Source organism: Kitasatospora sp. NBC_00458, assembly GCF_036013975.1.
Lineage (GTDB): Bacteria > Actinomycetota > Actinomycetes > Streptomycetales > Streptomycetaceae > Kitasatospora.
In genome coordinates this window covers 4,082,655-4,108,065 of the sequence record NZ_CP107904.1, presented here as the reverse complement: position 1 = coordinate 4,108,065, position 25,411 = coordinate 4,082,655, and the positions used below count along the sequence as shown (strand labels likewise).

Annotated in this window: 21 protein-coding genes; 14 read left to right on the top strand and 7 right to left on the bottom strand. The window is 75.1% G+C overall.

The genetic code is table 11. The features are described from left to right. Nucleotides 1-124 precede the first annotated feature (124 nt). Nucleotides 125-1,339, top strand: coding sequence for a TetR/AcrR family transcriptional regulator (locus OG550_RS16775; RefSeq protein WP_327678351.1), 1,215 nt, complete (start codon nucleotides 125-127; stop codon nucleotides 1,337-1,339). Between the two features lie 149 nt (nucleotides 1,340-1,488). On the opposite strand, the gene OG550_RS16770 is transcribed toward OG550_RS16775, so the two are convergent. After that, the gene (locus tag OG550_RS16770) at nucleotides 1,489-1,803 is read right to left on the bottom strand and encodes a hypothetical protein (RefSeq protein WP_327678349.1); all 315 of its coding nucleotides are present in this window, start codon (nucleotides 1,801-1,803) and stop codon (nucleotides 1,489-1,491) included. Between the two features lie 342 nt (nucleotides 1,804-2,145). On the opposite strand from OG550_RS16770, the gene OG550_RS16765 reads away from it, so the two are divergent. From OG550_RS16765 to OG550_RS16735, 7 genes are all read left to right on the top strand, one after another. Next, nucleotides 2,146-4,146 carry an ATP-binding protein gene (locus tag OG550_RS16765; protein ID WP_327678347.1) on the top strand — a complete coding sequence of 667 codons (2,001 nt, stop codon included), beginning with the start codon at nucleotides 2,146-2,148 and terminating at the stop codon, nucleotides 4,144-4,146. A gap of 161 nt (nucleotides 4,147-4,307) precedes the next feature. Continuing rightward, on the top strand, nucleotides 4,308-6,665 hold the full coding sequence (locus tag OG550_RS16760) for a hypothetical protein (RefSeq protein ID WP_327678345.1): 2,358 nt from the start codon (nucleotides 4,308-4,310) through the stop codon (nucleotides 6,663-6,665). Between the two features lie 140 nt (nucleotides 6,666-6,805). Next, the gene (locus tag OG550_RS16755; protein WP_327678342.1) at nucleotides 6,806-7,522 is read left to right on the top strand and encodes a DedA family protein; all 717 of its coding nucleotides are present in this window, start codon (nucleotides 6,806-6,808) and stop codon (nucleotides 7,520-7,522) included. A 208-nt stretch (nucleotides 7,523-7,730) separates the two neighbouring features. After that, entirely contained in the window at nucleotides 7,731-9,638 is a 1,908-nt protein-coding gene (locus OG550_RS16750) for a threonine/serine ThrE exporter family protein (RefSeq protein ID WP_442906008.1), read from the top strand. A 141-nt stretch (nucleotides 9,639-9,779) separates the two neighbouring features. Beyond that, nucleotides 9,780-10,859 carry a hypothetical protein gene (locus OG550_RS16745; RefSeq protein WP_327678339.1) on the top strand — a complete coding sequence of 360 codons (1,080 nt, stop codon included), beginning with the start codon at nucleotides 9,780-9,782 and terminating at the stop codon, nucleotides 10,857-10,859. 372 nt (nucleotides 10,860-11,231) lie between these two features. Next, complete coding sequence (locus OG550_RS16740; protein ID WP_327678337.1) at nucleotides 11,232-12,728, top strand: C40 family peptidase; 1,497 nt, start codon at nucleotides 11,232-11,234, stop codon at nucleotides 12,726-12,728. 166 nt (nucleotides 12,729-12,894) lie between these two features. Then, nucleotides 12,895-14,214: a GNAT family N-acetyltransferase gene (locus OG550_RS16735; RefSeq protein WP_327678335.1), complete on the top strand. Its 1,320-nt coding sequence runs from the start codon at nucleotides 12,895-12,897 to the stop codon at nucleotides 14,212-14,214. Nucleotides 14,215-14,374: 160 nt separating this feature from the next. Here the strand turns inward: OG550_RS16735 and OG550_RS16730 are convergent, their stop codons facing one another. After that, a complete protein-coding gene (locus OG550_RS16730) occupies nucleotides 14,375-15,202 on the bottom strand; it encodes a TetR/AcrR family transcriptional regulator (RefSeq protein WP_327678333.1) in 828 nt (275 codons plus the stop codon). 185 nt (nucleotides 15,203-15,387) lie between these two features. Between OG550_RS16730 and OG550_RS16725 the strand changes: the two genes are divergently transcribed. Beyond that, nucleotides 15,388-15,951 (top strand): GNAT family N-acetyltransferase, encoded by a 564-nt coding sequence (locus tag OG550_RS16725; protein WP_327678331.1) that lies wholly within the window; start codon nucleotides 15,388-15,390, stop codon nucleotides 15,949-15,951. Here the strand turns inward: OG550_RS16725 and OG550_RS16720 are convergent. Both OG550_RS16720 and OG550_RS16715 read right to left on the bottom strand, forming a co-directional pair. Continuing rightward, nucleotides 15,936-16,424: an Appr-1-p processing protein gene (locus tag OG550_RS16720; protein ID WP_327678329.1), complete on the bottom strand. Its 489-nt coding sequence runs from the start codon at nucleotides 16,422-16,424 to the stop codon at nucleotides 15,936-15,938. The two genes, OG550_RS16725 and OG550_RS16720, sit on opposite strands and share 16 nt — an antisense overlap. A 10-nt stretch (nucleotides 16,425-16,434) precedes the next feature. Next, complete coding sequence (locus tag OG550_RS16715; RefSeq protein ID WP_327678327.1) at nucleotides 16,435-17,754, bottom strand: MFS transporter; 1,320 nt, start codon at nucleotides 17,752-17,754, stop codon at nucleotides 16,435-16,437. A gap of 136 nt (nucleotides 17,755-17,890) precedes the next feature. Between OG550_RS16715 and OG550_RS16710 the strand changes: the two genes are divergently transcribed. Beyond that, nucleotides 17,891-18,856, top strand: coding sequence for a LysR family transcriptional regulator (locus OG550_RS16710; RefSeq protein ID WP_327678325.1), 966 nt, complete (start codon nucleotides 17,891-17,893; stop codon nucleotides 18,854-18,856). A 229-nt stretch (nucleotides 18,857-19,085) separates the two neighbouring features. On the opposite strand, the gene OG550_RS16705 is transcribed toward OG550_RS16710, so the two are convergent. Together OG550_RS16705 and OG550_RS16700 are read right to left on the bottom strand one after the other, a co-directional pair. After that, complete coding sequence (locus tag OG550_RS16705) at nucleotides 19,086-19,703, bottom strand: YceI family protein (protein ID WP_327678323.1); 618 nt, start codon at nucleotides 19,701-19,703, stop codon at nucleotides 19,086-19,088. A 198-nt stretch (nucleotides 19,704-19,901) separates the two neighbouring features. After that, the gene (locus tag OG550_RS16700) at nucleotides 19,902-20,435 is read right to left on the bottom strand and encodes a DinB family protein (protein WP_327678321.1); all 534 of its coding nucleotides are present in this window, start codon (nucleotides 20,433-20,435) and stop codon (nucleotides 19,902-19,904) included. A gap of 233 nt (nucleotides 20,436-20,668) precedes the next feature. Here OG550_RS16700 and OG550_RS16695 point away from each other — a divergent pair, with 233 nt between their 5' ends. From OG550_RS16695 to OG550_RS16680, 4 genes are all read left to right on the top strand, one after another. After that, nucleotides 20,669-21,838 carry a DNA polymerase III subunit beta family protein gene (locus OG550_RS16695; RefSeq protein ID WP_327678319.1) on the top strand — a complete coding sequence of 390 codons (1,170 nt, stop codon included), beginning with the start codon at nucleotides 20,669-20,671 and terminating at the stop codon, nucleotides 21,836-21,838. A 204-nt stretch (nucleotides 21,839-22,042) separates the two neighbouring features. Continuing rightward, nucleotides 22,043-22,444: a helix-turn-helix domain-containing protein gene (locus OG550_RS16690; RefSeq protein ID WP_327678317.1), complete on the top strand. Its 402-nt coding sequence runs from the start codon at nucleotides 22,043-22,045 to the stop codon at nucleotides 22,442-22,444. A 20-nt stretch (nucleotides 22,445-22,464) separates the two neighbouring features. Then, a complete protein-coding gene (locus tag OG550_RS16685) occupies nucleotides 22,465-22,983 on the top strand; it encodes a hypothetical protein (protein WP_327678315.1) in 519 nt (172 codons plus the stop codon). A gap of 153 nt (nucleotides 22,984-23,136) precedes the next feature. Next, nucleotides 23,137-23,487, top strand: coding sequence for a DUF2516 family protein (locus tag OG550_RS16680; RefSeq protein ID WP_327678314.1), 351 nt, complete (start codon nucleotides 23,137-23,139; stop codon nucleotides 23,485-23,487). A gap of 231 nt (nucleotides 23,488-23,718) precedes the next feature. Here the strand turns inward: OG550_RS16680 and OG550_RS16675 are convergent, their stop codons facing one another. Continuing rightward, nucleotides 23,719-25,272, bottom strand: a complete 1,554-nt coding sequence (locus OG550_RS16675; protein ID WP_327678313.1) for a PP2C family protein-serine/threonine phosphatase — start codon at nucleotides 25,270-25,272, stop codon at nucleotides 23,719-23,721. Nucleotides 25,273-25,411 lie beyond the last annotated feature (139 nt).

Here is a 25,411-nt window from a genome sequence, read left to right as displayed (position 1 = left end):
CCTGCTAGCCTCGCCGGTCGACGTCGGACGGCGTTCCGGACGGCGTTCCGGACGAGGGCCGGACGCCGGTGGGACGGGGCCGTCCGGCCGGTCGGCGGGGGCGTGGGTGAGGGGAGTGGGCGCCGTGGTGGTGAGACGACCGCCGGCACGCGCCCGGCAGGCGCAGATCCTGGCCGTGGCCGCCGAGCGCTTCCACCGCGACGGCTACCACCGGGTCTCGATGACCGAGGTCGCCGCCGGGGTCGGCATCACCGCGCCCGCGCTCTACCGGCACTTCCGCGGCAAGCCCGAACTGCTCGACCGCACCGTCCGGATGGGCCTCGACGCGCTGTCCGACGCGGTCCGCGCCGCGGACTCGACGGCCGCCCTCGGCGCGGGGCTGGCCGCGGTCGCGGTCGGGCACCGGCCACTGGGCACGCTGGTGCAGCGGGACGCCCGGCTGCTTCCGCCGGACCGGCGGGCGGCGCTCCGCCGCGAACTCCGCGCGGACGTGGCGCTGATGGTCGCGGTGCTCCGCGCGGAGCGTCCCGGACTCGCGCCCGGCGACGCCGAGTTGATCTGCTGGTCGGCGCTGTCGGCCGGGGCTGGGCTGTCCTACCAGTCGGCCGCCCCGCAGCCGCGGCGGGCCGAACGGCTGCTCCGCGAACTGCTCGCGGCGGTGCTGGCGGTCCGACTGGACCGGACCGTGCCCGACCCCCGGCCGGCCGACCCCCGGTCCGCGGATCCCCGGTCCGGGCCGTCGGGCCCCCGACCGGCCGGAACCGCCGACGGGCCGGGGGCGGGGCCGCGCCGGGAGGAGTTGCTGGAGGCGGCCGTGCGGCTGTTCCACCGGCACGGGTTCGACAACGTCAGCACCGACCGGCTCGGCGCCGCCGCGGGCATCTCCGGCCCCAGCGTGTACCGGCACTTCGACAGCAAGGCGCAGCTGCTGGCGGCGGCGCTGGTGCGCAGCCGGGAGCGGCTCTGGCACGGGGTCGGAGGGGCGATCACGACTGAGCCGGGCGGTCCGGGGGCGGCGTTGGAGGCGGGACTGGCCGCGTACGTGGGGTTCGCCCTGGAGAACGGCGACTACCTGGGTGTGATGCTGAGCGAGACCGGGCGGCTGGCGCCGCCGGACCGGCGGGCGGCGGTGGACTTCCGGCGGGACTTCCTGCGGACCTGGGTCGACCTGCTCCGCCGGGTCCGCCCGGAGGAGGACGCGGTGGCCGCGCGGATCCGGGTGCACGCGTTGTTCTCGCTGGTCAACGACGGGGTGCGGAACGGTCCGCACGGGGCCCGGCCGGACCTCGGCGACTGCCTGCTGGGGCTCGGCCGGGCCGTCCTCGGCATCGGACCCTGACCGGGCCGGTCGTGGCCGAAGGGGCCGAAGGGGTCGGCGAGGCCGGAGAGCCCGGCGGGGCCCGACGGCGGCGGCCGGGTGCCCGCCCCGGTGGTGGGGGCGGGCACCCGGCCGCGGATCGGCGGGTGCGCTCAGGAGCGGAGCGCCGCTCAGCCGCCGAAGTGCGGGGCGATCAGGGCGGCGAGGTTGCCGTTGCCCTGCAGCGCGCCGACGTTGCCGGAGTTGCCGGCCACGGCGAGGCCGTTGTTCTGGTTGCTGGCGCCGGAGCCGGTGGCGGTCTGCTGGGTGGTGACCACGTTGCCGTGGACATTGCCGATGATGTTGTTGGAGCCGGTGTTGCTCACCACGCTGCTGTTGGAGTGGTGGTCCGCGCCGGCGCCGTTGTCGGCGTGGGCGGTGCCGATGCCGGCGAGGAGGAAGGCCCCGAGGGCGGTGACGGCGGCGGCTGCGCGGATACGGGACACGGTGGTCTCCTGATGGTGGAGTGCGAATGGTGGCGCGTTCCGGGGTGGCCGCCCCGAAGCGCCGTTGCCTGACGTCGCACGACCAGGATTCACCAGCACTGCGGACGAACTCCACCGAATGGGTGGCAATTCGCCCGATGGTGTCATCGGAAGGGCTTTCCCGCGGTTCCCGCCGGATCGGCCCCCATTTGTAGGGGTTCCTTCAAAAGCCTTGCAGTGCACCGGAGTTGAAATGTCATCCGGGTGCGGAAGGGTCGTTCGGCTGTCAACTCCGGGTTGACCGAGCCCCTGTCTTGGGAAAGAAATGGTCGCCGGATAGTCGCACTGGCACACTGGGGACCCATGTCTGAAGGTCTCCAGCCCGACCATGCCCCCGCCGAGGATCTGCGTACGACCGAGGTCGATCTCGGCGGACTGGTGAACGTCCTCGCCACCCACCTCTACTCCACCCCGTTGGTCGCCCTGCGCGAACTCGTCCAGAACGCCCACGACTCGCACACCCGGCGCAGGCTGGAGGACCCGGACGGCGCGCACCGCCCGCTGATCCGGGTGCGCGCCGACGCCGCCCGCCGCACCGTCGGCATAGAGGACACCGGCGCGGGGCTCACCGAACCGGAGATCCACGCCTACCTGGCCACGGTCGGCACCGGCTACACCCGGATGCTGCGCGACCTCACCGGCAGCCGGGAGCTGATCGGAGCCTTCGGACTCGGCTTCCTCTCCGCCTTCTCGGTGGCCGACGAGGTCACCGTCACCACCACCTCGCACCGCGAGCCGCTGCTCGGCCACCGCTACCGCAGCCGGGGCGGCGAGCAGTACCGCGTCGAGCCGGTCCCGGCCCGGCCGGTCCCCGGCACCCTGGTCGAGCTCGCCCTGAAGACCGAACACGCCCACCTCGCCGACGAGTCCGTGCTCCGCGAGGTGCTCGGCCGGTACTGCGTCCTGCTGCCCGTCCCGGTCCACGTCGGCGATGACGAGCAGCCAGTGAACGGCGTCCCGGTGCCCTGGCGGCAGCCCGCCGCCGGCACCGGCCCGGACGGCGAAGGCGGGGCCCGCGCGGGCGACCCGGCCGCGGGCGGCGGCCGGACCGCCGGCGGCGACGCGTACGCCGCCCGGATGCGGTTCGCCGCCGCCTTCGGCCGCCGCTTCGAACCGCTCACCGCCTTCCCGGTCCACCCCGTCGAGGACGGCCCGGCCGGGGCCGGCACCGACGCCGTCGGCCTGCTCTGGGTGCAGGACGGCGGCACCTACGGCAGCAGCGACAACCGCGACCTCGCCGTCTACCTGCGCGGCATGCTGCTCTCCGAGGACGCCCGCGACCTGCTGCCCGACTGGGCCGGGTTCATCGGCGGCGTGGTCGAGTCCAGCCGGCTCACCCCGACCGCCAGCCGCGAGGACCTCCAGCGCGACGACCACTACCGCGCCCTCCGGCAGGCGCTCGCCGACGCGGTGGTGGACGGGCTCTACGAGACCGCCCGGCTGCGGCCCGCGGTCTGGCGCCGGATCCTCGCCCGGCACGGCCAGGACCTGCTCGGCGCCGCGCTCTGCGACGACCGGCTGTTCACCCTGCTCGCCGACGACGTCCCGGTGCCCACCTCCCAGGGGGACCTCACCGCGGGCGCGCTGCGGGCGGCCGGCGGGGGCGCGGTGCACGTGGCGCTCGGCTCCGACGGCGGCTTCGAGGAGATGCTCTACCGGGCCATGCAGGTGCCGATCGCGCGGGGCGACCGGTACGCGGTGCTGCCGTTCCTGCGCCGCTACGCCGCACTGCGGGAGTGCCGGCTGGTCGAACTCGGCAGCGAGAGCGGCAACCGCGAGCTGTTCCGCGACCCGGAGCGCCCGCTGCCGGCCGACGAGAGCGCCTGGCTGGCGGCCGCCCTCACCGATCCGGGCGAGCAGCTCGTCCCGGCCCGGTTCGACCCGGCCGGACTGCCGCTCGTCCTGGTGCCGGACCGGGAGGCCGAGCTGAAGGCCCGGATCGAGGACGACCAGGCCGACGCCCGGATCCCGTCCGCCGCGCTGCGGCTGGCCCGGGCGTTCACCGCCCGCACCGACGGCGGGGTCAGGGCCCGGCTCTACCTCAACCTGGCCTGCCCGGCCGTCCAGGACCTGCTGGCCGCCTACCGGACCGGCCACACCGGCAGCGCCACGGCCGCGGGGCTGCTCCGCTCGCTCAAGGTGATCATGGCGGCCGCCTCGCCCGGCGGTGCGGCCGGTGCGACCGGCGACCTCACCGCCGCGCTCGGCGGGATCGGCACCGCGGTCTCCGCGCTGACGGCGGCCGTCCCGCCCGGTCTGCCCGCCGTCCCGGACACCCCCGGCGACCTCGCCGGGGAGGGCTGACCGGTGGCCCCGTCCGGAGCGACGGCGGCCGCGCCGCCCGCACCACCCGCACCACCCGTCCCGCCGACGGCGGAAGCGTCGTCGGCGAACGACTTGTCAGTGGCGCCTGCCACACTGCCCACCAGTACAGCGCACGACCCGCAGGGGGAGACGGAAGCGGTATGAGCACCGACATCTGGGCCTGGGTCCACGACACCCACCGGCAGCTGGCCGAGGCCGGCCACCGCCGGCTGGCCGACGCCATCTACGAACTCCCCGGCCACGCCAACGAGGGCCGCAACGACCAGCTCGACGCCGTCTACCCCGAGGCGGTCGCCGCCGCCCGCAGCCTCGACCTGCCCTGGGTCGAGGTCTACCTGCGGCACTGGCGGATGCAGAACCTGCTGAACAAGCGCCACCAAGGCGAGCAGGCGCTCCCCGAGGCGGTCGACCTGCTGGAGTTCGCGCACCGCGAGCAGACCGCCGACTGCCCGCAGTCCGTCTGCGTGGTCCAGGACTTCGCGATCTGCCACGCCAGGGTCGACGGTCCCGGCTACGTGCCCGAGCGGCTAGCCGTGCTGAGCGAGACGCTGGAGCGGATCGAACCGGCCCGGGCCTGCTTCGACTGCCTCTCCCGGGAGTACTCGGACGCCCTGGAGGACGACGGCCGCCCGGCCGAGGCGCTCACCTACCTGGACGCCGCGGCGGGCCGGATGCTGGCGGGCGGCCAGCAGCTGTCCCTCCACTTCCAGCACTCCCGGGCCGGCACCCTGCACCTGCTGGGCCGGCACGAGGAGGTGCTCACCCTGCTCGACACCGCCGAGCAGGCCGAGCGCTCCCGCGGCCGCGAGGTCGACGAGAGCGACCGCCGCTGGGGCGCCCTGCTGCGGGCCCGGGCCCTCGCCTCGCTCGGCCGCACCGACGAGGCGACCGCCCTCCTGCCCGACCTGGCGGAGGCCGAGCGGCACGCGGACCTCCGGTCGGCCTGGACCACCACCGTCGAGCTGCTGGTCGCGGCCGGCGCCCGGGAGAACGACGCCGAGCTGGGCGCGGCGCTGGCCGGCTGGGTGGGCTACCTCGACGGCACCGGATCGCACCGCCCCTGCGTGGACCTGCTGCTCGCCGCCGGGCGGCTGGCCCTGGCCCGCGGCGCCCGGACGGTCGCGCTCACCCTGGCCGCCACCGGCGAGCGCAAGCTGGACTCGCTGCGCAAGCGGGACGGCGTCGCCGAGCGGGTCGCGGAGCTCCGCGCGGCCGCCGAGGCGCTGCCCCGTCCGGACCTGCCGGTCCCGCCGGAGCAGCTGGTCGGCCACCTGGCCGAGGCCGGGGTGCCCTTCGAGGCCGGCGCCGACCTGCTCTCCGTCGCCCTGGACCGGTACCGGGGCGAGGGGGCCGGCGCCACCCCGCTGGTCCTCCTGCTGGCCGGCGTGATCGGTGACCTCGGCCACCCCCGGGCCGCCGCCGACCTGCTCTGGCGGCAGCTGGACGCCGACCCGACCGGGGCGGAGCTGCCCGCCCAGCTGGGTGCCGCCCTGATCCACGCGGGCGACGCCGACGGGGTGCGCCGGCTCGCCGACCGGCTGTCCGGGACCAGCCCGGCCGACGGCCACTGGGTCCGGGCCCGCTGGGCCGCCGCCGAGGGCCGCTGGGCCGAGGTGATCGAGCAGTGCGAGGCGATCCTCGCCGTGCACCCGGACCGGATCAACACCCGCCGGCTGGCCGCAGGCGCGGCCACCGAGCTGGGCGACCACGCCGAGGCGCAGCGCTACTACCAGGACCTCCTGGCCCACGCGCTGCCCGCCGACGCGGTGTCCGAGGAGGAGCGGCACCGGGCGGTCGGGCAGGCCGACCTCTGGCACCTGATCACCGCCGCCACCGTCAACCGGGACTGGGCCGTGGTCCGCTCCACGGGCGCCCTGCTCGACATCGGGTTCGACGAGCCCGAGGGGCCGGTGGACGAGGAGTGGCAGCTCGTCACCGTCCGGGCCGTCCGGCGGGACGGTTCCACCGTCGACCTGCCCGCCGTCCGCACCGGCCCGGCCACCGCCCGGATCCTCCCGGTGCTCGGCGACGACGTGGCGCTCAACCACGGCGACGTGGTGGTCTTCGCTCCCGCGCTGCTGGAGGAGCCGCCCGCCGACTCCGCCCCGGAGGAGGAGCAGCGGCGCTGGCGCCCGGTGTTCGCCCAGCTCACCCTGCTCGACCCGGCCGGGTACACCACCTACTGGGTGGACGGCGCCTGGCCGGGCGACGGGCCCTGGGCCGAGCTGCGCGAGCGGCTGCGGGGCGAGGGGTACGGGGTCTGGGCCTACAGCGGCGACCACTACGCCATCACCGACCCGGCCGACGAGGACGGCGAGCTGCCCGGGATCTACGCGGCCCTCGCGGTGCCGCCGGCGGCGCGCGCGGCCGACGCCGACGCCCTGCTCCACCGCCTCACCTCCTCCTGGCCCCACCCGGTGTCGTGGCTGGAGCTGGCCGAGGAGGCGGGCGTCGACACCGACCGGCACCGGGACGTGATCCAGCGGTACGGGTTGTAGGCGGCTGCGGGTCCCGGGCGCCCACGGGGCATGGGCGCCCGGCCCGCGCGGGCCACGGGGCGGACCTGCGGGTTCGGGGAGTTCTTGGTGAATGCTTTACTGTTTCATTGCCAAGAGTCGACCCTTCAGGAGTCCGCCCCGTGACCAGTCTCGCCCTCGGCCCGTCCTGGCTCGATCCGACCTACCTGATCTCCACCTTCAACCTGGTCGGCATCCTGGCCATCGTCTTCGCCGAGTCCGGTCTGCTGATCGGCTTCTTCCTCCCTGGTGACTCCCTGCTCTTCACCACCGGCCTGCTGGTGGCCGACGGCACCTACCTGCACCAGCCGCTCTGGCTGGTCTGCACCCTGATCGTGCTCGCCGCCGTGGTCGGGGACCAGGTCGGCTACCTGTTCGGACGGAAGGTCGGGCCGAGCCTGTTCCGGCGGCCGGACTCCCGGGTGTTCAAGCAGGAGAACGTCGAGAAGGCGGCCGCCTTCTTCGACCGGCACGGGCCCAAGGCGATCGTGTTGGCCCGGTTCGTGCCGATCGTCCGCACCTTCACCCCGATCGTGGCCGGGGTGAGCAGGATGAACTACCGCACCTTCGTCCTCTACAACGTCATCGGCGGCGTGCTCTGGGGCGGCGGCGTCACCGTGCTCGGGTACTTCCTCGGACAGATCCCGTTCGTCCGGGAGAACATCGAGGCGATCCTGGTCGGCATCGTGCTGCTCTCGGTGATCCCGGTGGCCGTCGAGCTGCTCCGCGCCCGCCGGTCCGGGGCGGCCGCCCGGTCCGCCGAGCCGGTGGGCGCCGCCGGGGCCGACGAGCGGCAGACCCCGCCGGTGCCGTCCGGCGGTCGGCACCGCGCCCGGTAGTCCCCGTACCCGCCGCGCCGCTCCACCGCGTGCCGCTCCGTCACACCGCTCCACCGCGTGCCGCTCCGTCACACCGCTCCACCGCGTGCCGCACCGTCACACCGCTCCACCGCGCACCGCCACGCCCGGCGGGCACGCCGCACCGTGCCGCCGCACCGCGATCCCGCCGGGGAGGCACCCGCGCGGGGTCGCGCCCGCCGCCGCGTACATGTGCGTCGGGCAGTTCGATCAGGCAAGGTGTATCCCGAGATCGAACGGCGGCCCGGGACGGCCCGGCGCCCGCCAGGGGCGGCAAGGAGCGGAAGTGCCTAAGCGGGGCCGGTCGGGCGGCGGCAAGAGAGCCAGGGGCGGCCGCGGGAGCAGGCCCCAGCGGCAGGCCCGCCCGGCACCCGGGGCCGGCCCGGTCCACCCCTCCGAGGCACCGCCCACGGAAGGCCTGCTCGGGCACCCCGCCCCCGTCGCCGAGACCACCGTGACGGTCCCGCTCGTCCTTCCGGCCCCCGAGACCAAGGGCCTGCTGGCGCCCGAACCCGAACCCGAACCCGAATCGGAGCCGGAGCCCGCTCCCGAGCCGCCGGTGCCGCCGCTGCCCCGCCGGCCGGCCGCCGAGGACACCCTCACCCCCGAGGAGTGGCGCGCCGCGGGCTACACCCCGCCCACCGGCGTCGCCGTCCCCACCCTCATGCCCGGAGCCCCCGGCGAGGCGCCCTGGCCGGACCGGATGCGCACCCTGCTGCGCATCCCGATGTCCGAGCGCCCGTCCTTCGAGCGGACGGCGCGTGAGCTGCACCCGTCCGCGGGCCGCAACGTCCCGCGCATCCTCGACCTGACGCTCCGCATCGGCGAGCTGCTGCTCGCCAGCGGCGAGGCCGCCGAGGACGTCGAGGCGGCCATGCTCGGCATCGCGCACGCCTACCGGCTGGACCGCTGCGAGCCGCAGGTCACCTTCACCCTGATCGGCATCTCGCACCAGCCCTCACTGGTCGAGCCGCCGATCACCGCCGACCGCGTGGTCCGCCGCCGCACCTCCGACTACACCCGGCTCAACGCGGTGTACGAGCTGGTCGCCGACATCACCGCGGAGAAGGTGAGCGTCAACGACGCGTACCGCCGGCTCGCGCTGATCCGCCGCAACCGGCACCCGTACCCGGCCTGGGTGCTCGCGCTGAACACCGGACTGCTGGCCGGTGCGGCGACCTTCCTGGTCGGCGGGCGGATCGACGACAAGGCCTGGCTGGTCTTCGTCAGCGCCTTCGTCGCCGCCGTGCTCGGCGACCGGCTGGCCTCGCTGATCGCCCGCCGCGGGCTGCCGGAGTTCTACCAGTTCGTCCTGGCCGCGATGCCCGCGGCCGCCTCGGGCATCATCCTCTCCTTCAACGACCTGGGCCTGCGGGGCTCCGTGGTGATCACCGGCGGGCTGTTCGCCCTGCTGCCCGGGCGGGCGCTGGTCGCCGCCGTCCAGGACGGCCTGACCGGGTTCTACATCACCGCCGCGGCCCGGCTGCTGGAGGTCATCTACCTGGTGGCGGGCATCGTCATCGGCGTGATGCTGATCCTCTACCTCGGGGTCGGCTTCGACGCCAAGCTCCGGCCGGACGAGTCACTGGTCGGGGTCAACTACCCGCCGGTCCAGATGATCGCCGCGCTGGTGCTGACACTGGCCTTCGCGATGCTGCTGCAGACCGACCGCCGCTCGCTCGCCCTGGTCACCCTGAACAGCGGCGTCGGCTGGGCGAGCTACGGGGTGCTGGTCTACAACGCCGACGTCTCGCCGATCGTCGCGACCGGGGTGGCGGCCGGACTGGTCGGCCTCTTCGGCCAGCTGATGGCCCGCTACCGGAACGGCTCCGCACTGCCGTACGTGACCGCCGCGATCGGACCGCTGATGCCGGGTTCGGCGCTCTACCTCGGCATGCTCTCCTTCACCCAGAGCCACGCGAGCGCGGGCCTGGTCCAGGTCACCCGGGCCGCGGCGATCGCCCTGGCGCTGGCGATCGGGGTGAACCTGGGGGGCGAGATCGCGCGTCTCTTCATGAAGCTGCCGGTCGGCGTCGAGCGCCCGTCGCTCGCCCCGGTCGTCCCCCGGCGGGCGGCCAAGCGCACCCGGGGCTTCTGACGCTCGTTGCGGTGGTGCCGGGGCCGCCCGGCTCCCGAGCGCGGGCCCGGACGGCGGGGCGGAGCACGGGTTCGGACACCGTTGGCCCCCGGGCCATGTCGCGTCAGACAGGACGCAGTACCAGGAACGAAGGTAAGACGCATGACCACACTGCTGGACGGCTACCGCGAGCACATCCTCGCCGCGCACAAGCAACCGCTGCTCCTGCTGCTGGTCGGGTTCATCACCTCCTTCGTCTTCATCCGGTTCAGCGTGCGGATGATCAGGGCCCAGGTGCGCTGGTGGCCCGGCAACGTGACCCCCGGCGGACTCCACATCCACCACATGGTCTTCGGCCTGGGCTTCCTCCTGGTCGGCGGTATCGGGGTGTTCGCCACCTACGGCGGGCACCCGTGGATCGACGTCTTCGGCCTGCTCTTCGGCATCGGCTGCGGCCTGGTGCTGGACGAGTTCGCGCTGATCCTGCACCTCGACGACGTCTACTGGAGCGAGCAGGGCCGCAAGTCGGTGGACGCGGTGATCTTCGGGATCCTCTTCACCGGACTGCTGCTCATCGGGTACGTGCCGCTCGGCGTGGTGCCCGGCGAGGAGACCAGGTGGGGGCTGGTCACCGTGATCTCGATCAACGCGCTGGCCTCGATCGTCACCCTGCTCAAGGGAAAGGTGTGGACGGGTCTGCTCGGCATCATGGTGCCCGGCCTCTCCTGGATCGGCGCGATCCGGCTGGGTCGGCCGAGCAGCCCCTGGGCGCGCTGGCGCTACGCCACGCGCCCGCGCCGGCGGGCACGTGCGCTCCGGCGCGAGCGCCGACTCCACCGGCGTGCGGACATCGCCCGTACCTGGCTTTTCGACCTGATCGCGGGCGCCCCCGACAAGGTGCCGGCCAACCACCCCGCCGCCCACCGGGTGGCCGAGCGGATGGCCGCCCGGGCCAGTGCCCACCTCGACGCGCACACCGCCCGGGCGCTGGCCCGCCGGTCCGCGCGGCTGGCCGACCGGCGCTCGGCGGCGGGCACGGCGGACCAGGGCGCGGGGGGCCGCGGCACCGGCGGGTACGGCACCCCGGAGGACCAGCCGGGCCGGGAGGGCAGCGCGCGGCAGCGCCGCCGCACCGTCCGGGCCGGCCGCAGCCGGACGTACGCGGTCCGCCCGACCGGTCTGGAGCCCAGGCCGGACCGCCAGCGCCGGTTGCGGACGCACACGCCGCGGATCCGCCGGTAGTTCGTGTACCTTGCGGCGGGGGAGGGGGGAGTCCCTTACGGGGCCGGGACCGAACAACAGTCGGATCATCTGATAGTCACCCGGCCGGCGGGCGCGGGCTTGAGGTGTGAAAGCGGTCCGACTTGAGAACATGGCGGGCAGTGACCGTCTTGTCACGCAATGGGATGTTTCGCCGGACCGCCGGTGAGCGGGGCCACCTGTCCGTCGTCGACCGTCGTCGGGTCGTCGTCGATCGAGCGCCGGGCAGTGGCGGCCGGACCCTCGCCGGTCCGGTGCGGGCCCGGCACCGTGCGCCCGCCGAACCGGCGGCGTCGGCGCCGGGTGCGGCCGGTCGGCCCGGCCCTCCCTCGTGACCGTTCGAAGGGGTGACCCGTGGCGCGCAGGATCCTGCCGACCCTCCTGATTGCCCTCACCGCCCTGCTCGGGCTGCTTCCCGCCGCCACGGCCGCCCCCGTGGAGCCGCTCCCGGCCGCCCCCGCCGAACCCGCCCCCGGCCAGCCCGCCTCCGGCGCCCCCGCGGAACCGGGCCCGGCGGCTCCGGGCCCGGCGGCTCCGGCCGGTGCGGGCCCGGGTGAGGGGCCCTATCCGTCCGCCGAGGACATCGACGAGTCCCGGGCCGAGGCCGAGCGCCGGGCCGGCTCGGTCGCCGCCATCGAGGCCGGCCTCACCGCGGCCAGGACCGAACTGGACCAGGCCGGCCGCGTCGCCGAGCAGGCCGTGGAGGCCTACAACGGCGCCCAACTCGCCCTCACCCGGGCCCGCACGGAGGAGTCCGCCGCCGCCGACCGCTCCGCGGCCGCCGAGGCCGCCCGGGCCGAGGCCGCCGAGAGCGCCGCGCAGCTGGCCGCCGAAACGTACCGGCAGGGCACCAGCGCCCAGCTCTCCGCCATCAACGCCCTGCTCGGCGCGCGCGGACCGCGCGAGGCCGGGGACCAGGCCGCCGTGGTCGGCGTCGCCAGCGACCGGACCCGGCAGATCCTGGACACCGCCGTATCGACCGCCGCCGCCGCGGGCCGGGCCTCCGCCGCCGCGCGCGCCGCCGCCGAGGCCGCCGCCCGGGCCGCGACCGAGGTCGGCGCGGCCCGGGAGCGCGCCGAGGCCCGGCTGACGGCCCAGCAGGACCAGGTCGTCGCGGTCGGCCGCCGCCGGGAGCAGCTGCTCGCCGACCTGGCCGCCGCCCGCCACACCACCGTCGAACTGGAGCGGCAGCGGCGCGAGGCGCTGGAGGCCATCGCCGCCCGGGAGGCCGAGGCCGCCGCCCGCGCCGCCGCCGAGAAGGCCGCGGCGGAACGCGAGGCCGCCGAGCGGGCGGCCGCCGAGCAGGCCGCGGCGGAACGGGCGGCGGCGGAACGGGCCGCCGCCGAGCAGGCCGCGGCGGAGAAGGCCGCCGCCGACAGGACGGCCGCAGACAAGGCCGCCGCGGAGGCCGCGGCCGCGGCGAAGGCTCCCGCCGCGCCCGCCGCCGGGACCCCCGCGCCACCGCCGCCCGGCCGGGTCTGGTCCGCCGAGGGCGCGGCCGCCGCGGTGGCCTTCGCCCGGTCCAGGATCGGCCTGCCCTACGTCTGGGGCGGCGAGGGCCCGGCCGGCTACGACTGCTCGGGGCTGACCATGATGGCCTGGCGGCAGGGCGGCAGGCCGCTCAACCACTTCGCCGCCGACCAGTACGCGCAGTCCACGCCGATCACCTACCGTCAGCTCCGCCCGGGTGACCTGGTCTTCTGGAGCTCCAGCGGCCGGGCCGCCGACATCCACCACGTCGGCCTCTACATCGGCAACGACCAGATGATCGAGGCCCCCCGCCCGGGCACGCGGATCAAGCAGGCCAGCCTCTGGATCATGGGCACCCCCGACTTCTACGCCCGCCCCTGACCGCCCCCGGCGGGGGCGGCCGCGCCCTGCTTCGCCCGCCGCGCCCCGCTTCGCCCGGCCGCCCTGACGGTTCGTCCCGCCGTGACCGAGCGGCCGCCCGGCGGGGCCGCCGGGGGTGGGGAATAAATCGGATGCCATCGCCGAAATCCAGTCGTACGGTGGTCGAATGGGCAACGAAGCACGCGGCACGACCCGTGATCCGGGCAACGGCCGGCCGACTGAGCAGAAGCAGACCGGCGTCGCCGACGGGATCGAGATCCGGGCGATCGCCGAGGACGAGATCGGGGCGTGGGACCGGGCGCTCGTCGTCGGCTTCCTGCGCCCGCACGTCGCCAGCGCGGCCGACTACCGCCGCCTGCAGTGGGAGCCGGACCGACTGCTCACGGCCGTGGACGAGGGCAGGTTCGTCGCCACCTTCCGCAGCTTCGACACCGAACTGACCGTCCCGGGCGGCGCCGTCGTCACGGCCAACGCGCTGACCGCCGTCACCGTGACCGCCACCCACCGCCGTCGCGGGCTGCTCCGCGGCATGATGTCCCGTGACCTCGCGGCCGCCCGGGAGCGCGGCGCGGAGGTCGCCATCCTGATCGCCGCCGAGTACAACATCTACGGCCGCTTCGGGTTCGGCCCGGCCACCCGCGGCCACGGCTGGAACATCGACCTGCTCCGCGCGGGCGGCCTGCGGACCGACCTGCCCACCGTGCCCGGCGGCCGGATCGACCTGGTCACCATGGCGGAGCTGCGCAAGCTGGGCCCGGAGCTGCACGACCGCTGGCGGCTCACCCAGCCCGGCGCGATCGCCCGCGACGAGGTGGTGTGGAGGCGCTCCACCGGCGAGATCGAGGTGCCGGGCTTCGAGTGGAAGGAGCCCTTCGCGGCCGTCCACCGGGACGCCTCGGGCACCCCCACCGGCCTGGCGGTCTACAAGGTCGACGACACCTGGGACGGCTCCTACCCCAACTGCACCCTCACCGTGCTCGACTTCATCGCCCTCGACCGGGGCGCCGCCGCCGAGCTCTGGCGGTTCGTCCTCTCGGTCGACTGGGTGCGCAAGGTCGTGGTGGAGAACATCGGCCCGGACGACCCGCTGCCGCTCCTGCTGAACGACCCGCGCGCGGCCACCCCGTACGCGGACAACGCCGACTTCATGTGGCTGCGGGTGCTGGACGTCGAGGCGGCCTTCAACGCCCGGACGTACGGCGCACCGGGGCGGCTGGTGCTGGAGGTCGAGGACCGCGAGGGCTACGCGGCCGGGCGTTGGGCGATCGAGGCCGGTGCGGACGGCACCGGCCGCTGCACCCGGACCACGGACGCGGCCGATCTGGCACTGGACGCCTCGGCGCTGGGCTCGATCTACCTGAGCGGCGAGACCGTGCCCCGGCTGGCCGCGGCCGGCCTGGTCACCGAGCTGCGCGAGGGCGCGGTGGCCGACGCCGACCTGCTGCTCCGCACGCCGCTGCTGTCGTGGAACATCGACGGCTTCTGACCGGTCCGCCGGAGGTCCGCCCGACGCTCCGGCCTCCCCGACCGGCCGGTCCGCCTCGTGCGGTCCGGCCGGTTCCGTCTGTGCCGGTTCCGTCCGTGCGGGCCCGGCCCGGCGGCGCAGGCCCCGGCCTTGGCCCCGTCGACGGAAGCCCCGCCGGCGGCTACTTGACCGCGGTCTTGCCGATGGTGGGCAGGATGAAGTCCTGGATCAGGCCCTTGGCGTCGCGGACGATCGGGCGGAACACCCGGTAGCGGGAGAGGTTGATGACCCGCGCGGCCATGGGTGTCGACCGCCGGACGAACTCGCGGGTGCGCTCGGTGTCCGGCGTGCGGTCGAACACCCAGTAGAGGACCACGACCATCAGGTGCAGCCACAGGACGTCGGGCAGCAGTTCCACCAGTTCGGTGTCCAGCTTGGGCGCCAGGTCGGAGCCCTCCAGCACCTCGCGGAACAGCGCCACGGCGGTGGCCCGGGCCGGGTGGGACTCGTTGGAGAACGGGCTCAGCGAGCTGGTCGGGTCGGCGGCGGTGCGGAAGAACTGCGCGGCGAACTCGTGGTACGGGGCGGCCGTGTCGAGCCACGAGACCAGCGCGATCTCCAGCCGCTCCGAGAACTCCCGGGTGTGGGCCATGCGGTTCCTGGCGTCCGCCGCGTGGTCGTACGTCATGCGGTCGTAGAACCCCTGGATCAGGAATTCCTTCGCCGAGAAGTAGTAGTAGGCGTTGCCGACCGACACGCCCGCCTCGGTGGCGATCGCGCGCATCGTGGTCTTCTCGTAGCCGCGCTCCTGGAACAGCCGCATGGCCGTTTCCAGGATCAGGGCCCGGGTCTGTTCGCTCTTGTCGGTCTTGGGCTGGGCGCGGCTGCCGCGTGCCTCGGCCGGCGGTGCCGCGGAGTTCGGCACGGCGCCGTCGGCGCCGTCCGTCCCGCTGGTGCCGCTGGTGCCGCTGGTCCCGTTCGTACCGTTCGTCGCTGCCACGTCGTCCACGGGCCCGAGCCTAGCCCGATCGGTCAGTCCCAGGCGGTGTCGCTGCGGGCCGCACCGGATGCCCCCTCCGCATCCGGTGCCGCCGCGCTGTCCCGGTATCTTTCGAACGCGTTCAAAAGCATGGGTGCGACTGTAGCGGTAAGGGTTGAACATGTTCAAGGCGGGCGGTGTGGCAAGCTCGTCACATGATCACCACCATTCGGAGGGGTACCGCCCGGGACGCCGGGGCCGTGGCCGCGCTGCACGCCGAGAGCTGGCGCACCGCGTACGCGGGCATCGTTCCGGCCGAGGCCCTCGGTGACGGTCTGGCCGCCCAGCGGCACGAGATCTGGGAGCTCCGGCTGACCGTCGACTACGGCGGGCCCGAGACCGCGCCCGAGCTGCTGATCGCCGAACACGGGGGCGCTGTCGTCGGGTTCGCCTACCTCGTCCCCCAGCCGGACGGCCGGGTGCTGCTCGACAACCTGCACGTCCGCCCCGGCCTCACCGGCGGCGGCATAGGCCGCGGACTCCTGGACGCGGCGCTCGCCCACATCGCCGCCCGCCACCCCGGCGCGGACCTCTACCTGGAGGTGCTGAGCGCCAACACCCGGGCGGTGGCGTTCTACGAGCGCGCCGGCGGCCTGCGCACGGCGGCCGGCGAAGGCGTCTTCCCGGGCGGCCACCTGCTTCCCGAGTACGAGTACACCTGGCCGCGCGGGGAGCGGGCCCCCGAGGAGGTCCCCGCCGCCGGTCAGTCGCGGTCGTAGACCGTGACCGGTATCCCCCGATCGACCAGACGGGCCGTCACCAGCGGCTCCACCAGCTCCCACCGGCCGCCGGCCAACCCGCACCCGATCCTCGGCATGTGGACGGACGCGCCCAGCCCGGCGGCCTGTCCGCCGAGCGCGGCCAGCGCGGTGTCGATCGCCTCGTAGCGCACCGGCACCCCGGTCGAGCGGCCCGTCCGGATGCCGCGCTGCCCCACCATGTTGGCCACCCAGAGGTGCGGTTCGACCTGGAGCACTTGTACCGAGCCCAGGCCGAAGTCGTTCCCCGCCCGCTCCCGGTGCCAGCGGCGGAAGGCCTGCTCGGGCTCCGGCCACCGGCGCGAGAGCGCCAGCACGAACCCCTTGCCCCAACCGCCCAGGTCGTTGCAGACGTGCGCGATCACCTTCACGCCCTTGCCCTGGGGCGCCGTGGCATCGCCACGGAGGTACCGGATGGCGTTTCCCGCTGTCATGCGACCGACGCTAGCGCGGCGCACCGACAGTCGGCGCCGACGCTTCCGCCCCCTTGTCCGAGGCCTTCTCCCCGGCCCGCGCCGCGCCCGCTCCCGCGGACGCCGCCAGCACGCCCGTGAGCACCTTCGCGGGCGCCCCCACCTCCAGGTGCCGCCGCCCGGCGAGGGCGATCAGCAGGGCGAGCGCCGCGGCCGCGGCCGGCAGCCGGTAACCGGCTCCCGGGCCGGCGTGCTCGGCGACCAGGCCGGCCAGCGAGGACCCGGCCGATATCCCGATCACGATCCCGGACACCGCCACCGCCATGCCCTCGTTCAACTGCCTGGGCGGCAGCAGGTCCTGGACCAGCGTCATACCGGTGACCATGGTCGGCGCGGTCCCCGTCCCGGCGACGAACAGCGCCGCTCCCAGCAGCGGGAGCCCGGCCCCGCCGAGTCCGGCGGCCAGCGGCAGGAGCAGCAGCCCGGCCATCGCCGCGACACCCCACAGGAAGCGGACGCCCGGCGCGCGGCGCGGCCGGAGCATGCCGAACACCAGGCCGGCCGCGCAGGAGCCGCCCGCCACCAGGGCCAGCAGCCCCCCGGCCGCCGGGCGCAGGCCGAGCGCGTCGGCGTACGCGACGGTGGTCAGCTCCAGCGAGCCGAAGATCACCCCGGTGGCGAGGAAGGTCAGCACCAGCACCCGCAATCCGGGCACCCGCAGCGGCGAGCCGTACCGCTCGCCCGCCGACCGCTCCGCGAGCGGCGGCTCGGTGCGGCGCTGGGCCGCGAAGAGCAGGGCGCCGCAGCTGCCGAGCACCCCGGCGACGAGCATCCCGGCCTCCGGGGCGACCGTGGTGCACAGCACCATGCCCAGCACCGGCCCGGCCATGAAGCAGAGCTCGTCCAGCGACTGTTCGAAGGAGTTGGCCAGGTGCCGGGCCGCCGGGTCGTCCCGGTGGAGGTGCGCCCAGCGGGCCCGCGCCATGCCGCCCAGGTTGGGCGTGGCCGCACAGGCCGCCCAGCAGGCGTACAGGGTCCAGTCGGGCGCCCCGGAGCGCACGCAGAGCAGCAGGCCGGTGAACGGCAGCGCGTTGTACAGGGTCGCCGGTACGGACACCCGGGCCTGCCCGTACCGGTCGACCAGGCGCCCGATCAGCGGCATGCCGACCGCCCCCGCGGCGAGTCCGGCCGCCGCGACGGTGCCCGCCAGCGCGTAGGAGCCGCGCCGTTCGGCGAGCAGCACCACCAGCGAGACGCCGGTCATCGACATCGAGAGCCGGCCGAGCAGGCCGGCGAGGGTGAAGGCGGTGGCGCCGGGCCGGGCGAACAGCCGTCGGTACGAGGCGGGCACGGGACTCCTGGGGAAGGGGAGGGGGAGGCCCTCAGTCTCGGTCCGCCGTGCGGCCGTGGTCCAACACCTGTTGCGCCGCACTGACAACGGAACGCTGTCAATCGGACCGGCCCGCCGTCGTTGCTAGCCTGCCGCCATGTCCCGTGACCTGCACCCCCGCCTGCTCCGAGGCTTCGTCGCGACCGCCGAGGCGCTGCACTTCGGCCGCGCCGCCGAGCGCCTGCACGTGGCCCAGCAGGCGCTCAGCCGGGACGTGCGCGCGCTGGAGCGGCTGCTCGGCGAAGCGCTGTTCACCCGGACCACGCGCAGCGTCGAACTCACCCCGGCCGGACACGGGCTGCTGCCCCGGGCCCGCCGGTTGCTGGCCCTGCACGACGAGATCCTGATCGGCGCGGCCCACCGCCCGCTGCTGCTCGACCTCAACAGCGATGTCACCGGCCCCGACCTCACGGGTGACCGGGTGCTCGAACGGGCCCGCTCCGCCTGGCCGGAGGGCGAGATCCTGGCCCGCTTCCACGGGGGGCTCGCGGCGGCCTCGGCCGAGCTGCTCGCCCACCGGCTGGACGTCTCGTTCGGTCGTTTCGCCGGTCTCCCGGCCGGGGTGCGGGCCCAACTCGCCCAGGTGCCGGTCCGGTTGGACCGGATATCGGTGATGATGACGGCGGCGCACCCGCTGGCGGACCGTTCGGTGCTGCGCCTGGCCGACCTGGTCGGCCACCCGGTCGACGTGTGCGCCGGCAACCCCGCCACGACCGAGTGGGCCGATCTCGGGGTCCGGCTGCTGCGTGAGCACGGGCTGACCCCGGCGGCGCCGTACGTCCCGCCGGTCGGGGTGGACGAGACGGCCCGCTACCTCGCCCGGCACGGCGACCCGATGCTGACCACCGTCGGCGGGCCGCTGATCCCCGGTGCGGTGAACGTGCCGCTGGCCGAGCCGGAGCCGCTCAGTCTGGTGAGCCTGGTGCACCGCCCGGACCTGCGGCATCCCGGGCTCTCCGTGCTGCGTGCGGCGGCCGCCGAACTCGGCGCGCGGGAGGCGTGGTTGCGCCGCCCGGAGGGCTGCTGGCTACCGGCGGCGGACGCCGCGCTGCTGGCGCCGTGAGGAGTGTGCCGGGGGAGGTTCGGCGGCGGCCGTCAAATCCGTGTGCGAACCGGCGCTCCGGCAGGAATCACCGTGCGAACGGGGGTTGTTGTGACCGAGTACCACTTCGCCCCTGCCGCTCGGGGGTGGGCAGGGGCGAAGTGGGTGCGGGCGCGCGGCCGGCCTCGGTGGGCCGGTCGGTGCGCCCGCGGTCTGCGGGCCGCGGGGCCCGCGGTCGCGGTCGGCCGGGTCAGGCCGCCTTCACGGCGGAGATGTCGAAGCTGAGCTTGACCTTCTCACCGATCAGCACGCCGCCGGTCTCCAGCGCGGCGTTGTAGGTCAGGCCCCAGTCGGTGCGGTCGAGGACGGCCGAGCCCTCGAAGCCGACCCGCTCGGCGCCGTACGCGTCGGTGGCGCTGCCGGTGTAGTCGAGGTCCAGGGCGACCGTGCGGGTGGTGTCCTTGATCGTCAGCTCGCCGGTCATCCGGTAGGAGTCGCCGCGGACCCGCTCGGCGGAGGTGCTGCGGAAGCGCATCTCGGGGTAGGTCTCGGCGGCGAAGAAGTCGCCGGTGCGCAGGTGCTCGTCGCGCTGGGCCTGGTTGGTGTCGATGCTCGCGACCTTGATCACCAGCTCGGCGCTGGAGTTGACCGGCGTGGTGCCGTCCAGGTGCAGCCTGCCGTCGTACTCCGTGAAGCGGCCCTTGACGTTGGTGACCATCGCGTGGCGGACCGAGAAGCCGATCTCGCTGTGCGTGGTGTCGATGGTCCAGTCGCCGCTGAGGTGGCCGAGGTCCGGTCCGGCGGGGGCTTCGACCACGGCGGTCGCGGTGGTGGCGGTGGTGGTCTTGGTGCGGTTGAACAGGCCCATGGCTCCTCCTCGGGTTCGAAGCCAATTGTTTAGGCTTCAACTTGATGGCTCCACCATAGACCCGTTTCGTTCAAAGTTCAACCAATGGTGCGGCGGCCCCGCCCGGAGTGTCCGGGTGGGGCCGCCGAGGTGCAGCGCGGTCCGTCGAGTGGCCGCCGAGGGGCGGCCGGGGTGCGGCGGTGCGGCGGGGGCGGCCCGTCAGCGGGCCTGCGCCAGCTCGTCCCGGACCAGGTCGAATGCGGTCCGGCCGTCCAGCGACTCGCGGATGATGTCGGCGTGTCCGGCGTGGCGGGCCGCCTCCTCGATCAGGTGCAGCAGCACCCAGCGCGCGGTGCGCCGCGAGCCGGCCGGGAACCACGGGGCCTCCGGCAGCGGCGCGTCGACCTCAAGGTCCGGCAGCTCCCCGATGATCCGCTCGGTCTCCGCCGCCACCTCCTCGTACCGCTCAAGCCAGCCCGCCAGGGTCTCGCCCTCGGCCAGCGCGAAGGAGTTCTCCCGGTAGTCGCGCCGACCCTCCTCGCGCCCCAGCAGGATGCCGACGATCCACTCACGCTCGCAGACCGCCGCGTGCTTGACGAGCTCGGCCAGCGAGAGCGCGCTGGCGCTCGGCCGGGCGGCCGCCTGCTCCTCGGTCAGGCCGAGGACGGCCCGCCGCAGCCCGCCGCGCTGGGCGGCGAGGAAGGAGAGGAGGGCGTCGCGCTCGCCGGTCTCGGCGTTCACCAGGGTGGGCATGATCGGCAGGCCTCTCGTCGGTGGGGTGTCCCCGTTTCGGTGGTACCGAAGGTACCGGCCGAGTAGGTCAGTTCCTGTCCTCGTAGAGCGGCGTCTTCGAGGTCGTCCGGGCCGCGTCGGTATCGTCGGAGGTCGGTTCGGTGCGGCCCGGCCGTGCGGCCCGCCGCCCACGGCTCGACGCTCGACCCTCAACGCTTGACCCTCGACCTGGTCGAGCCCCCAGAGTCCCCGGTATGGAGAGCGACCTGCGCAGCATCGGTGAGCTGGCCCGCGACAGCGGCCTGAGCGTGAGCGCCCTGCGCTTCTACGACGGCGCCGACGTGCTCGCCCCGGCCCGGGTCGATCCGCAGACCGGCTACCGCTGGTACGCGCCCGGGCAGCTCGCCGACGCCCGGCTGCTGGCCCGGCTCCGGAGGGTGGGTCTGCCGCTGGCCGACATCCGGGCGGTGCTCGGCGCCGCCCCGGGCACCGGCGCCGCCCGGCGGGTCGTCGACGCGCACGGGCGCAGGCTGGAGGACGGCCTCACCGACGCCCGCCGGGAGCTCTCCCTGATCCGCCGACTGATCGACCAGAGGGAGAGCCCCGTGGCCACCGCCGCCGAGCACCGCTTCACCGTCCCCGCCCGCGAGTTGGCCGATGCCCTGGACGCGGTCCGCTTCGCCGTCGGCAGCGACCCCGGGCTGCCGGTCCTGTCGGGCGTGCTGTTCGACCTCGACGGCGGTCTGCTGCGGCTGGTCGCCACCGACCGCTACCGGATGGCGCTCGCCGAACTGCCCGTCACCGTCGACCCGGAGGCCGACGGCTCCGACCGTTCCGACGGCTCGGACCGCTCCGCCGCCGACGCCTCCGCCGCCGACGCCTCCGCCGCCGACGCCTCCGCCGCCGCGATCGTGCCCACCGCCTTGGCCGACGCCGTCCGCGCGCTGCTCGGATCGGGGTCCGAGCACGCGGAGTTGACGCTCGGCGCCGGGGCCGTCCGGATCGAGACCGGCGGCCACCGCATCGAGGGCGCCGCCCTCGACCACGACTACCCCGACTACCGGGCGCTGGTCCGGCTCGACCCCGTCCACCAGGTGGGCCTGCCCGCCGCCGAACTCCGCGACGCCGTCCGGTCCGCCGCCACCGGCAGCCTGCCGTCCGGCCCGCAGGGCACCGACTGCGAGGTCACCGTCCTCACCGTCGACGCCGACGGCAGGCTCACCGTCGACGCGCCCGGGGTCGGTCCGGCCGCCGGTGCCGTCCGGGTGGCGGTCAACCGGGACTTCCTCCTGGAGGCGCTCCCGGCGACCGGCCCCGGGCAGCTCGTCCTCGAACTCGGCGGCCCCGTCGCGCCGCTGGCCATCCGCACCCCCGGCCGGCCCGGGACGTACTCGATCCTGATGCCCGTCCGCCTGCCCGCCTGATCGGCCGGGCGCCGCGCCGGACCATCGGCCGACGCCCTCACGAGCCGCCGGGCGGCGTGCGGCGGTGTTCGACGGCGCCGACCGGTTCACGTGGGCGGGTGGGTGGCAGGTGGCGGGTGGCAGGAGGCGGGTGGCGGAGGTGGCGCGTTTGCTGGTGCTAGCACCGTGCTTGCATTTGCAAGCACGGTGGGGCAGGGTGGTCGCATGGCCTCCCTGAACGTCGGCTCGCTGGGCGAGTACATCCGCGAGCAGCGTCGGAACGCGCAGTACTCGCTGCGGCAGTTGGCGGAGGCCGCCGGCGTGTCCAATCCGTACCTCAGCCAGATCGAGCGAGGGTTGCGCAAGCCGAGCGCGGAGATCCTGCAGCAGATCGCCAAGGCGCTGCGGATCTCGGCGGAGACGCTCTACGTCCAGGCCGGGATCCTGGAGGAGCGGCACGGTGAGGGCCTGGAGTTGCGGGCCTCGATCCTGGCCGATCCGCTGATCAACGAGCAGCAGAAGCAGGCGCTGCTCGCGGTCTACGACGCCTTTCTCAAGGAGAACGCCACCGACGGGAAGACCGGCGCGGGCGGGCGCACCGACGAGGACGAGGGCAAGGCACCCTAAACACCACGGGAGGACCGGCCATGCCGATCACGGACGACATCAAGAAGACCCTGACCGACCCGACCCCGCTCTACGCCCTCGCGGGCGCCGGGGACTTCGCCTACGAGAAGCTGCGCGAGGTCCCGGGCAAGGTGGAGGCGCTCGCGGCGGACCGCAAGGGCACCCAGGAGAAGGCCGCCGCCCGGCTGGCCGATGCGCAGGCCAGGCTGGTCGAGGCGCAGGCGAAGGTCACCGGGTCCGTCACCACCCTGCCGACCGACCTCAAGGTGCTGCAGGAGAAGGCGCAGTCGTTCGCGCTCCAGCAGGTCGGCCGCGCGGTCGAGTTGGCGGTGAAGGCCAAGGAGACGTACGACGAGCTGGCCGAGCGCGGCAAGGTCGTGGTGGACCGGAGCCGGGACGGCGCCGACGGCGGGCCGGCTGTCGAGGCGGAGCCGGCGGGTGCCGGGTCGATCGAGGACGAGCCGGTCGAGGCCGAGCTGGTCGAGGAGGATGCGCCCGCCCCCAGGAAGGGCGGCCGCACCCGCAAGTCCGCCGAGTAGGGGACGGAAGGGGGCCGGGCCTGGGCCGCTCCGGGCGGCGGGTCCCCGGCCGGGGCACCCCCGGTGGTGCCGGGACGTTGACACCCTGGCGGGCCGCCCACCGTGCCAGGATGGCAGGCAGGGGGCCGCAGTCGAGACGCAGAGGAGGCCGTGATGGCCGGAGTGGGCCAGATCCTGGTCTTGGACTACCTGAATCCGTTCTGGTGGCTGGCCGTTGTCATCCTGGGCTACAAGCTGTACGCGCTGGTCGACGCGGCCACCCGTCCGGAGGACGCCTACCGGGCGGCGGACAAGAAGACCAAGGGGTTCTGGCTGGCGGTCCTCGGCATCGCCTTCGGGCTGGACCTGCTCTTCGGGGCGGACTTCCTGACCAGCTTCCTCACCCTGGCGGGCCTGGTCGCGGCGATCGTCTACGTGGTGGACGTCCGCCCGGCGATCCGGGCGCTGACCGACCGGGGCGGGCGGGGCGACAAGCGCAACATGGGGCCGTACGGGCCCTGGTAGGACCGGCGGCGGATCGACTTCCGGGCCCCGGTGTCCGCGGGCAGGCCCCGCGGAGGCCGGGGCTCCGCGCTGTCCGCCGGCTTCCCGCGCACTGCCCGGAAGTCCGGAAGTCCGGAAGTCCGGAAGCCCGGCAGCCCGGAAGTCCGGTGGCCCGGGCATCCCGGCGGCCCCTGCGGTCAGCCTTGCCCGGGCGGCCCCGTCCGGCCCGGAGGGGACCCGCCCGGGCGGTGGTCAGCCCAGGATCAGCTGGACGGGGTTGCGCTCCAGCAGCAGCACCGCGACGTCGTCCGTCAGCGCACCGCCGTTCAGTTCCTCGACCTCGGCGATCGCGCTGTCGACCAGCCGGCCCCTGGTCAGCCCGGCGGACTGGTGGTCACCGACCAGGTCGGCCAGCCCGTCCTGGCCGAGGCGGCGGGACCCGGCTCCGACCCGGCCCTCGATCAGTCCGTCCGTGTACAGCATCAGCCGCCAGCCGGGGCGGAGTTCGAACCGGTGCGACGGCCAGACGGCCTGGCCGTCGTGGCAGGGCAGCAGGCCGAGGGCGGGGCCGGCGTGCTCGGACGGCAGGGTGACCGGTGCGTGGTCCGCGCCGAGCAGCATCGGCGCGGGGTGGCCGGCGAGGTAGAGCCGGGCCCCCTCGGTGCTGCCGGGGCTCCCGGGGGCGCCCGGTTCGATGACCAGCATGCAGAGCGTCGCGAAGATCTCGTCGCTCCGCCGCTCGTGCTCCAGTACGTGCTGGAGGGTGCTGAGCAGGGCCTCGCCGGTGAGGCCGGCGAAGACCAGGGTGCGCCACGCTATCCGGAGCGCCACCCCGAGGGCGGCCTCGTCGGGGCCGTGGCCGCAGACGTCGCCGATCACCACGTGGACGGCGCCGTCGTCGGTGCGCACCGCGTCGTAGAAGTCGCCGCCGAGCAGTGCGCGGCGGCGGCCGGGGCGGTAGCGCCGGGTGAAGGAGAGGCCGGCGCCGTCCAGCAGCGGGGTGGGCAGCAGGTGGCGCTGGAGGCGGGCGTTCTCCTGGCCGCGCAGTTCGGCCTCGACCAGGCGGCGCTGCGACTCGTCGGCGCGCTTGCGCTCGACCGCGTACCGCAGGGCCCGGGCCAGCAGCGGGCCGTCGGTCTCGTTCTTGATCAGGAAGTCCTGGGCGCCCGCGGCCACGGCGGCCGCGCCGAGTTCGGCACCGGCGGCGTCGGTGAGCACCACGACGGCGGTGTGCGGTGCCCGGCGGAGCAGCTCGTGCAGGCCCTCCAGGCCGTCCGACGGGTCCGAGGGGTGCGGCAGGTCTGCGGGGGCGTCGAGGTCGAGGAGGACGCAGCTGAAGTCGTTGCCGCGGGGCCGGCCGCGCCTGGTGCCGGACGGGGAGGGGGCGAGCAGGTCGACGGCCTGGTCGAGGCCGCGGGCCCAGTGGATCTCGATGGGGGCGCCGCTGTCGGCGACCGCCGCCTTGAGCAGCTCGGCGTCGGAGGCGTCGTCCTCGATGACCAGCAGTTTGAGCGGGGCGGTGACCGGCACGGCGGGGGAGGCCGAGCGGACCGGGGCGGCGGGCCTCCCCGGGCTCCTGCCGGCGGTCGCGCCGGCGGGGGTGCCGATGACGGCTCCGGTCCTCGGGCCGGGGGCGCCGGCGTCGGACCGGGGGTGAGGTATCGGTGCGGTCGCCGTGCGGGGGCCGGCCGACTGTTCGGCGTGGGCCTGGGCGGACCGGTCGCGGGTGCACCTGGCGTGGGTGCTGTCCGTGGCACCCGGCAGGTCGGCGGCACCAGGCGCCCGCCCGTCTCCCGTTGCGGGCATCGGTTGATCCTCCTCTTCCCCGAATGCGTAACGGCCGGCGTCCGTCCGCAGTGCCCGCTTGGCACCCCGCGGCGGGGAACTTCTCGCGACCATAACGTGATCTCCGGGGATTTCTCTGGCCGACCGGCGCCGTTGTGGC

What these genes read in the sequence shown, in the direction of transcription:
- OG550_RS16765 (WP_327678347.1), top strand. Translation starts at nt 2,146, where the DNA reads ATGTCTGAAGGTCTCCAGCCCGACCATGCCCCCGCCGAGGATCTGCGT.
- OG550_RS16760 (WP_327678345.1), top strand. Translation starts at nt 4,308, where the DNA reads ATGAGCACCGACATCTGGGCCTGGGTCCACGACACCCACCGGCAGCTG.
- OG550_RS16750 (WP_442906008.1), top strand. Translation starts at nt 7,731, where the DNA reads ATGTGCGTCGGGCAGTTCGATCAGGCAAGGTGTATCCCGAGATCGAAC.
- OG550_RS16745 (WP_327678339.1), top strand. Translation starts at nt 9,780, where the DNA reads ATGACCACACTGCTGGACGGCTACCGCGAGCACATCCTCGCCGCGCAC.
- OG550_RS16735 (WP_327678335.1), top strand. Translation starts at nt 12,895, where the DNA reads ATGGGCAACGAAGCACGCGGCACGACCCGTGATCCGGGCAACGGCCGG.
- OG550_RS16725 (WP_327678331.1), top strand. Translation starts at nt 15,388, where the DNA reads ATGATCACCACCATTCGGAGGGGTACCGCCCGGGACGCCGGGGCCGTG.
- OG550_RS16720 (WP_327678329.1), bottom strand. Translation starts at nt 16,424, where the DNA reads ATGACAGCGGGAAACGCCATCCGGTACCTCCGTGGCGATGCCACGGCG.
- OG550_RS16710 (WP_327678325.1), top strand. Translation starts at nt 17,891, where the DNA reads ATGTCCCGTGACCTGCACCCCCGCCTGCTCCGAGGCTTCGTCGCGACC.
- OG550_RS16705 (WP_327678323.1), bottom strand. Translation starts at nt 19,703, where the DNA reads ATGGGCCTGTTCAACCGCACCAAGACCACCACCGCCACCACCGCGACC.
- OG550_RS16700 (WP_327678321.1), bottom strand. Translation starts at nt 20,435, where the DNA reads ATGCCCACCCTGGTGAACGCCGAGACCGGCGAGCGCGACGCCCTCCTC.
- OG550_RS16695 (WP_327678319.1), top strand. Translation starts at nt 20,669, where the DNA reads ATGGAGAGCGACCTGCGCAGCATCGGTGAGCTGGCCCGCGACAGCGGC.
- OG550_RS16690 (WP_327678317.1), top strand. Translation starts at nt 22,043, where the DNA reads ATGGCCTCCCTGAACGTCGGCTCGCTGGGCGAGTACATCCGCGAGCAG.
- OG550_RS16685 (WP_327678315.1), top strand. Translation starts at nt 22,465, where the DNA reads ATGCCGATCACGGACGACATCAAGAAGACCCTGACCGACCCGACCCCG.
- OG550_RS16680 (WP_327678314.1), top strand. Translation starts at nt 23,137, where the DNA reads ATGGCCGGAGTGGGCCAGATCCTGGTCTTGGACTACCTGAATCCGTTC.
- OG550_RS16675 (WP_327678313.1), bottom strand. Translation starts at nt 25,272, where the DNA reads ATGCCCGCAACGGGAGACGGGCGGGCGCCTGGTGCCGCCGACCTGCCG.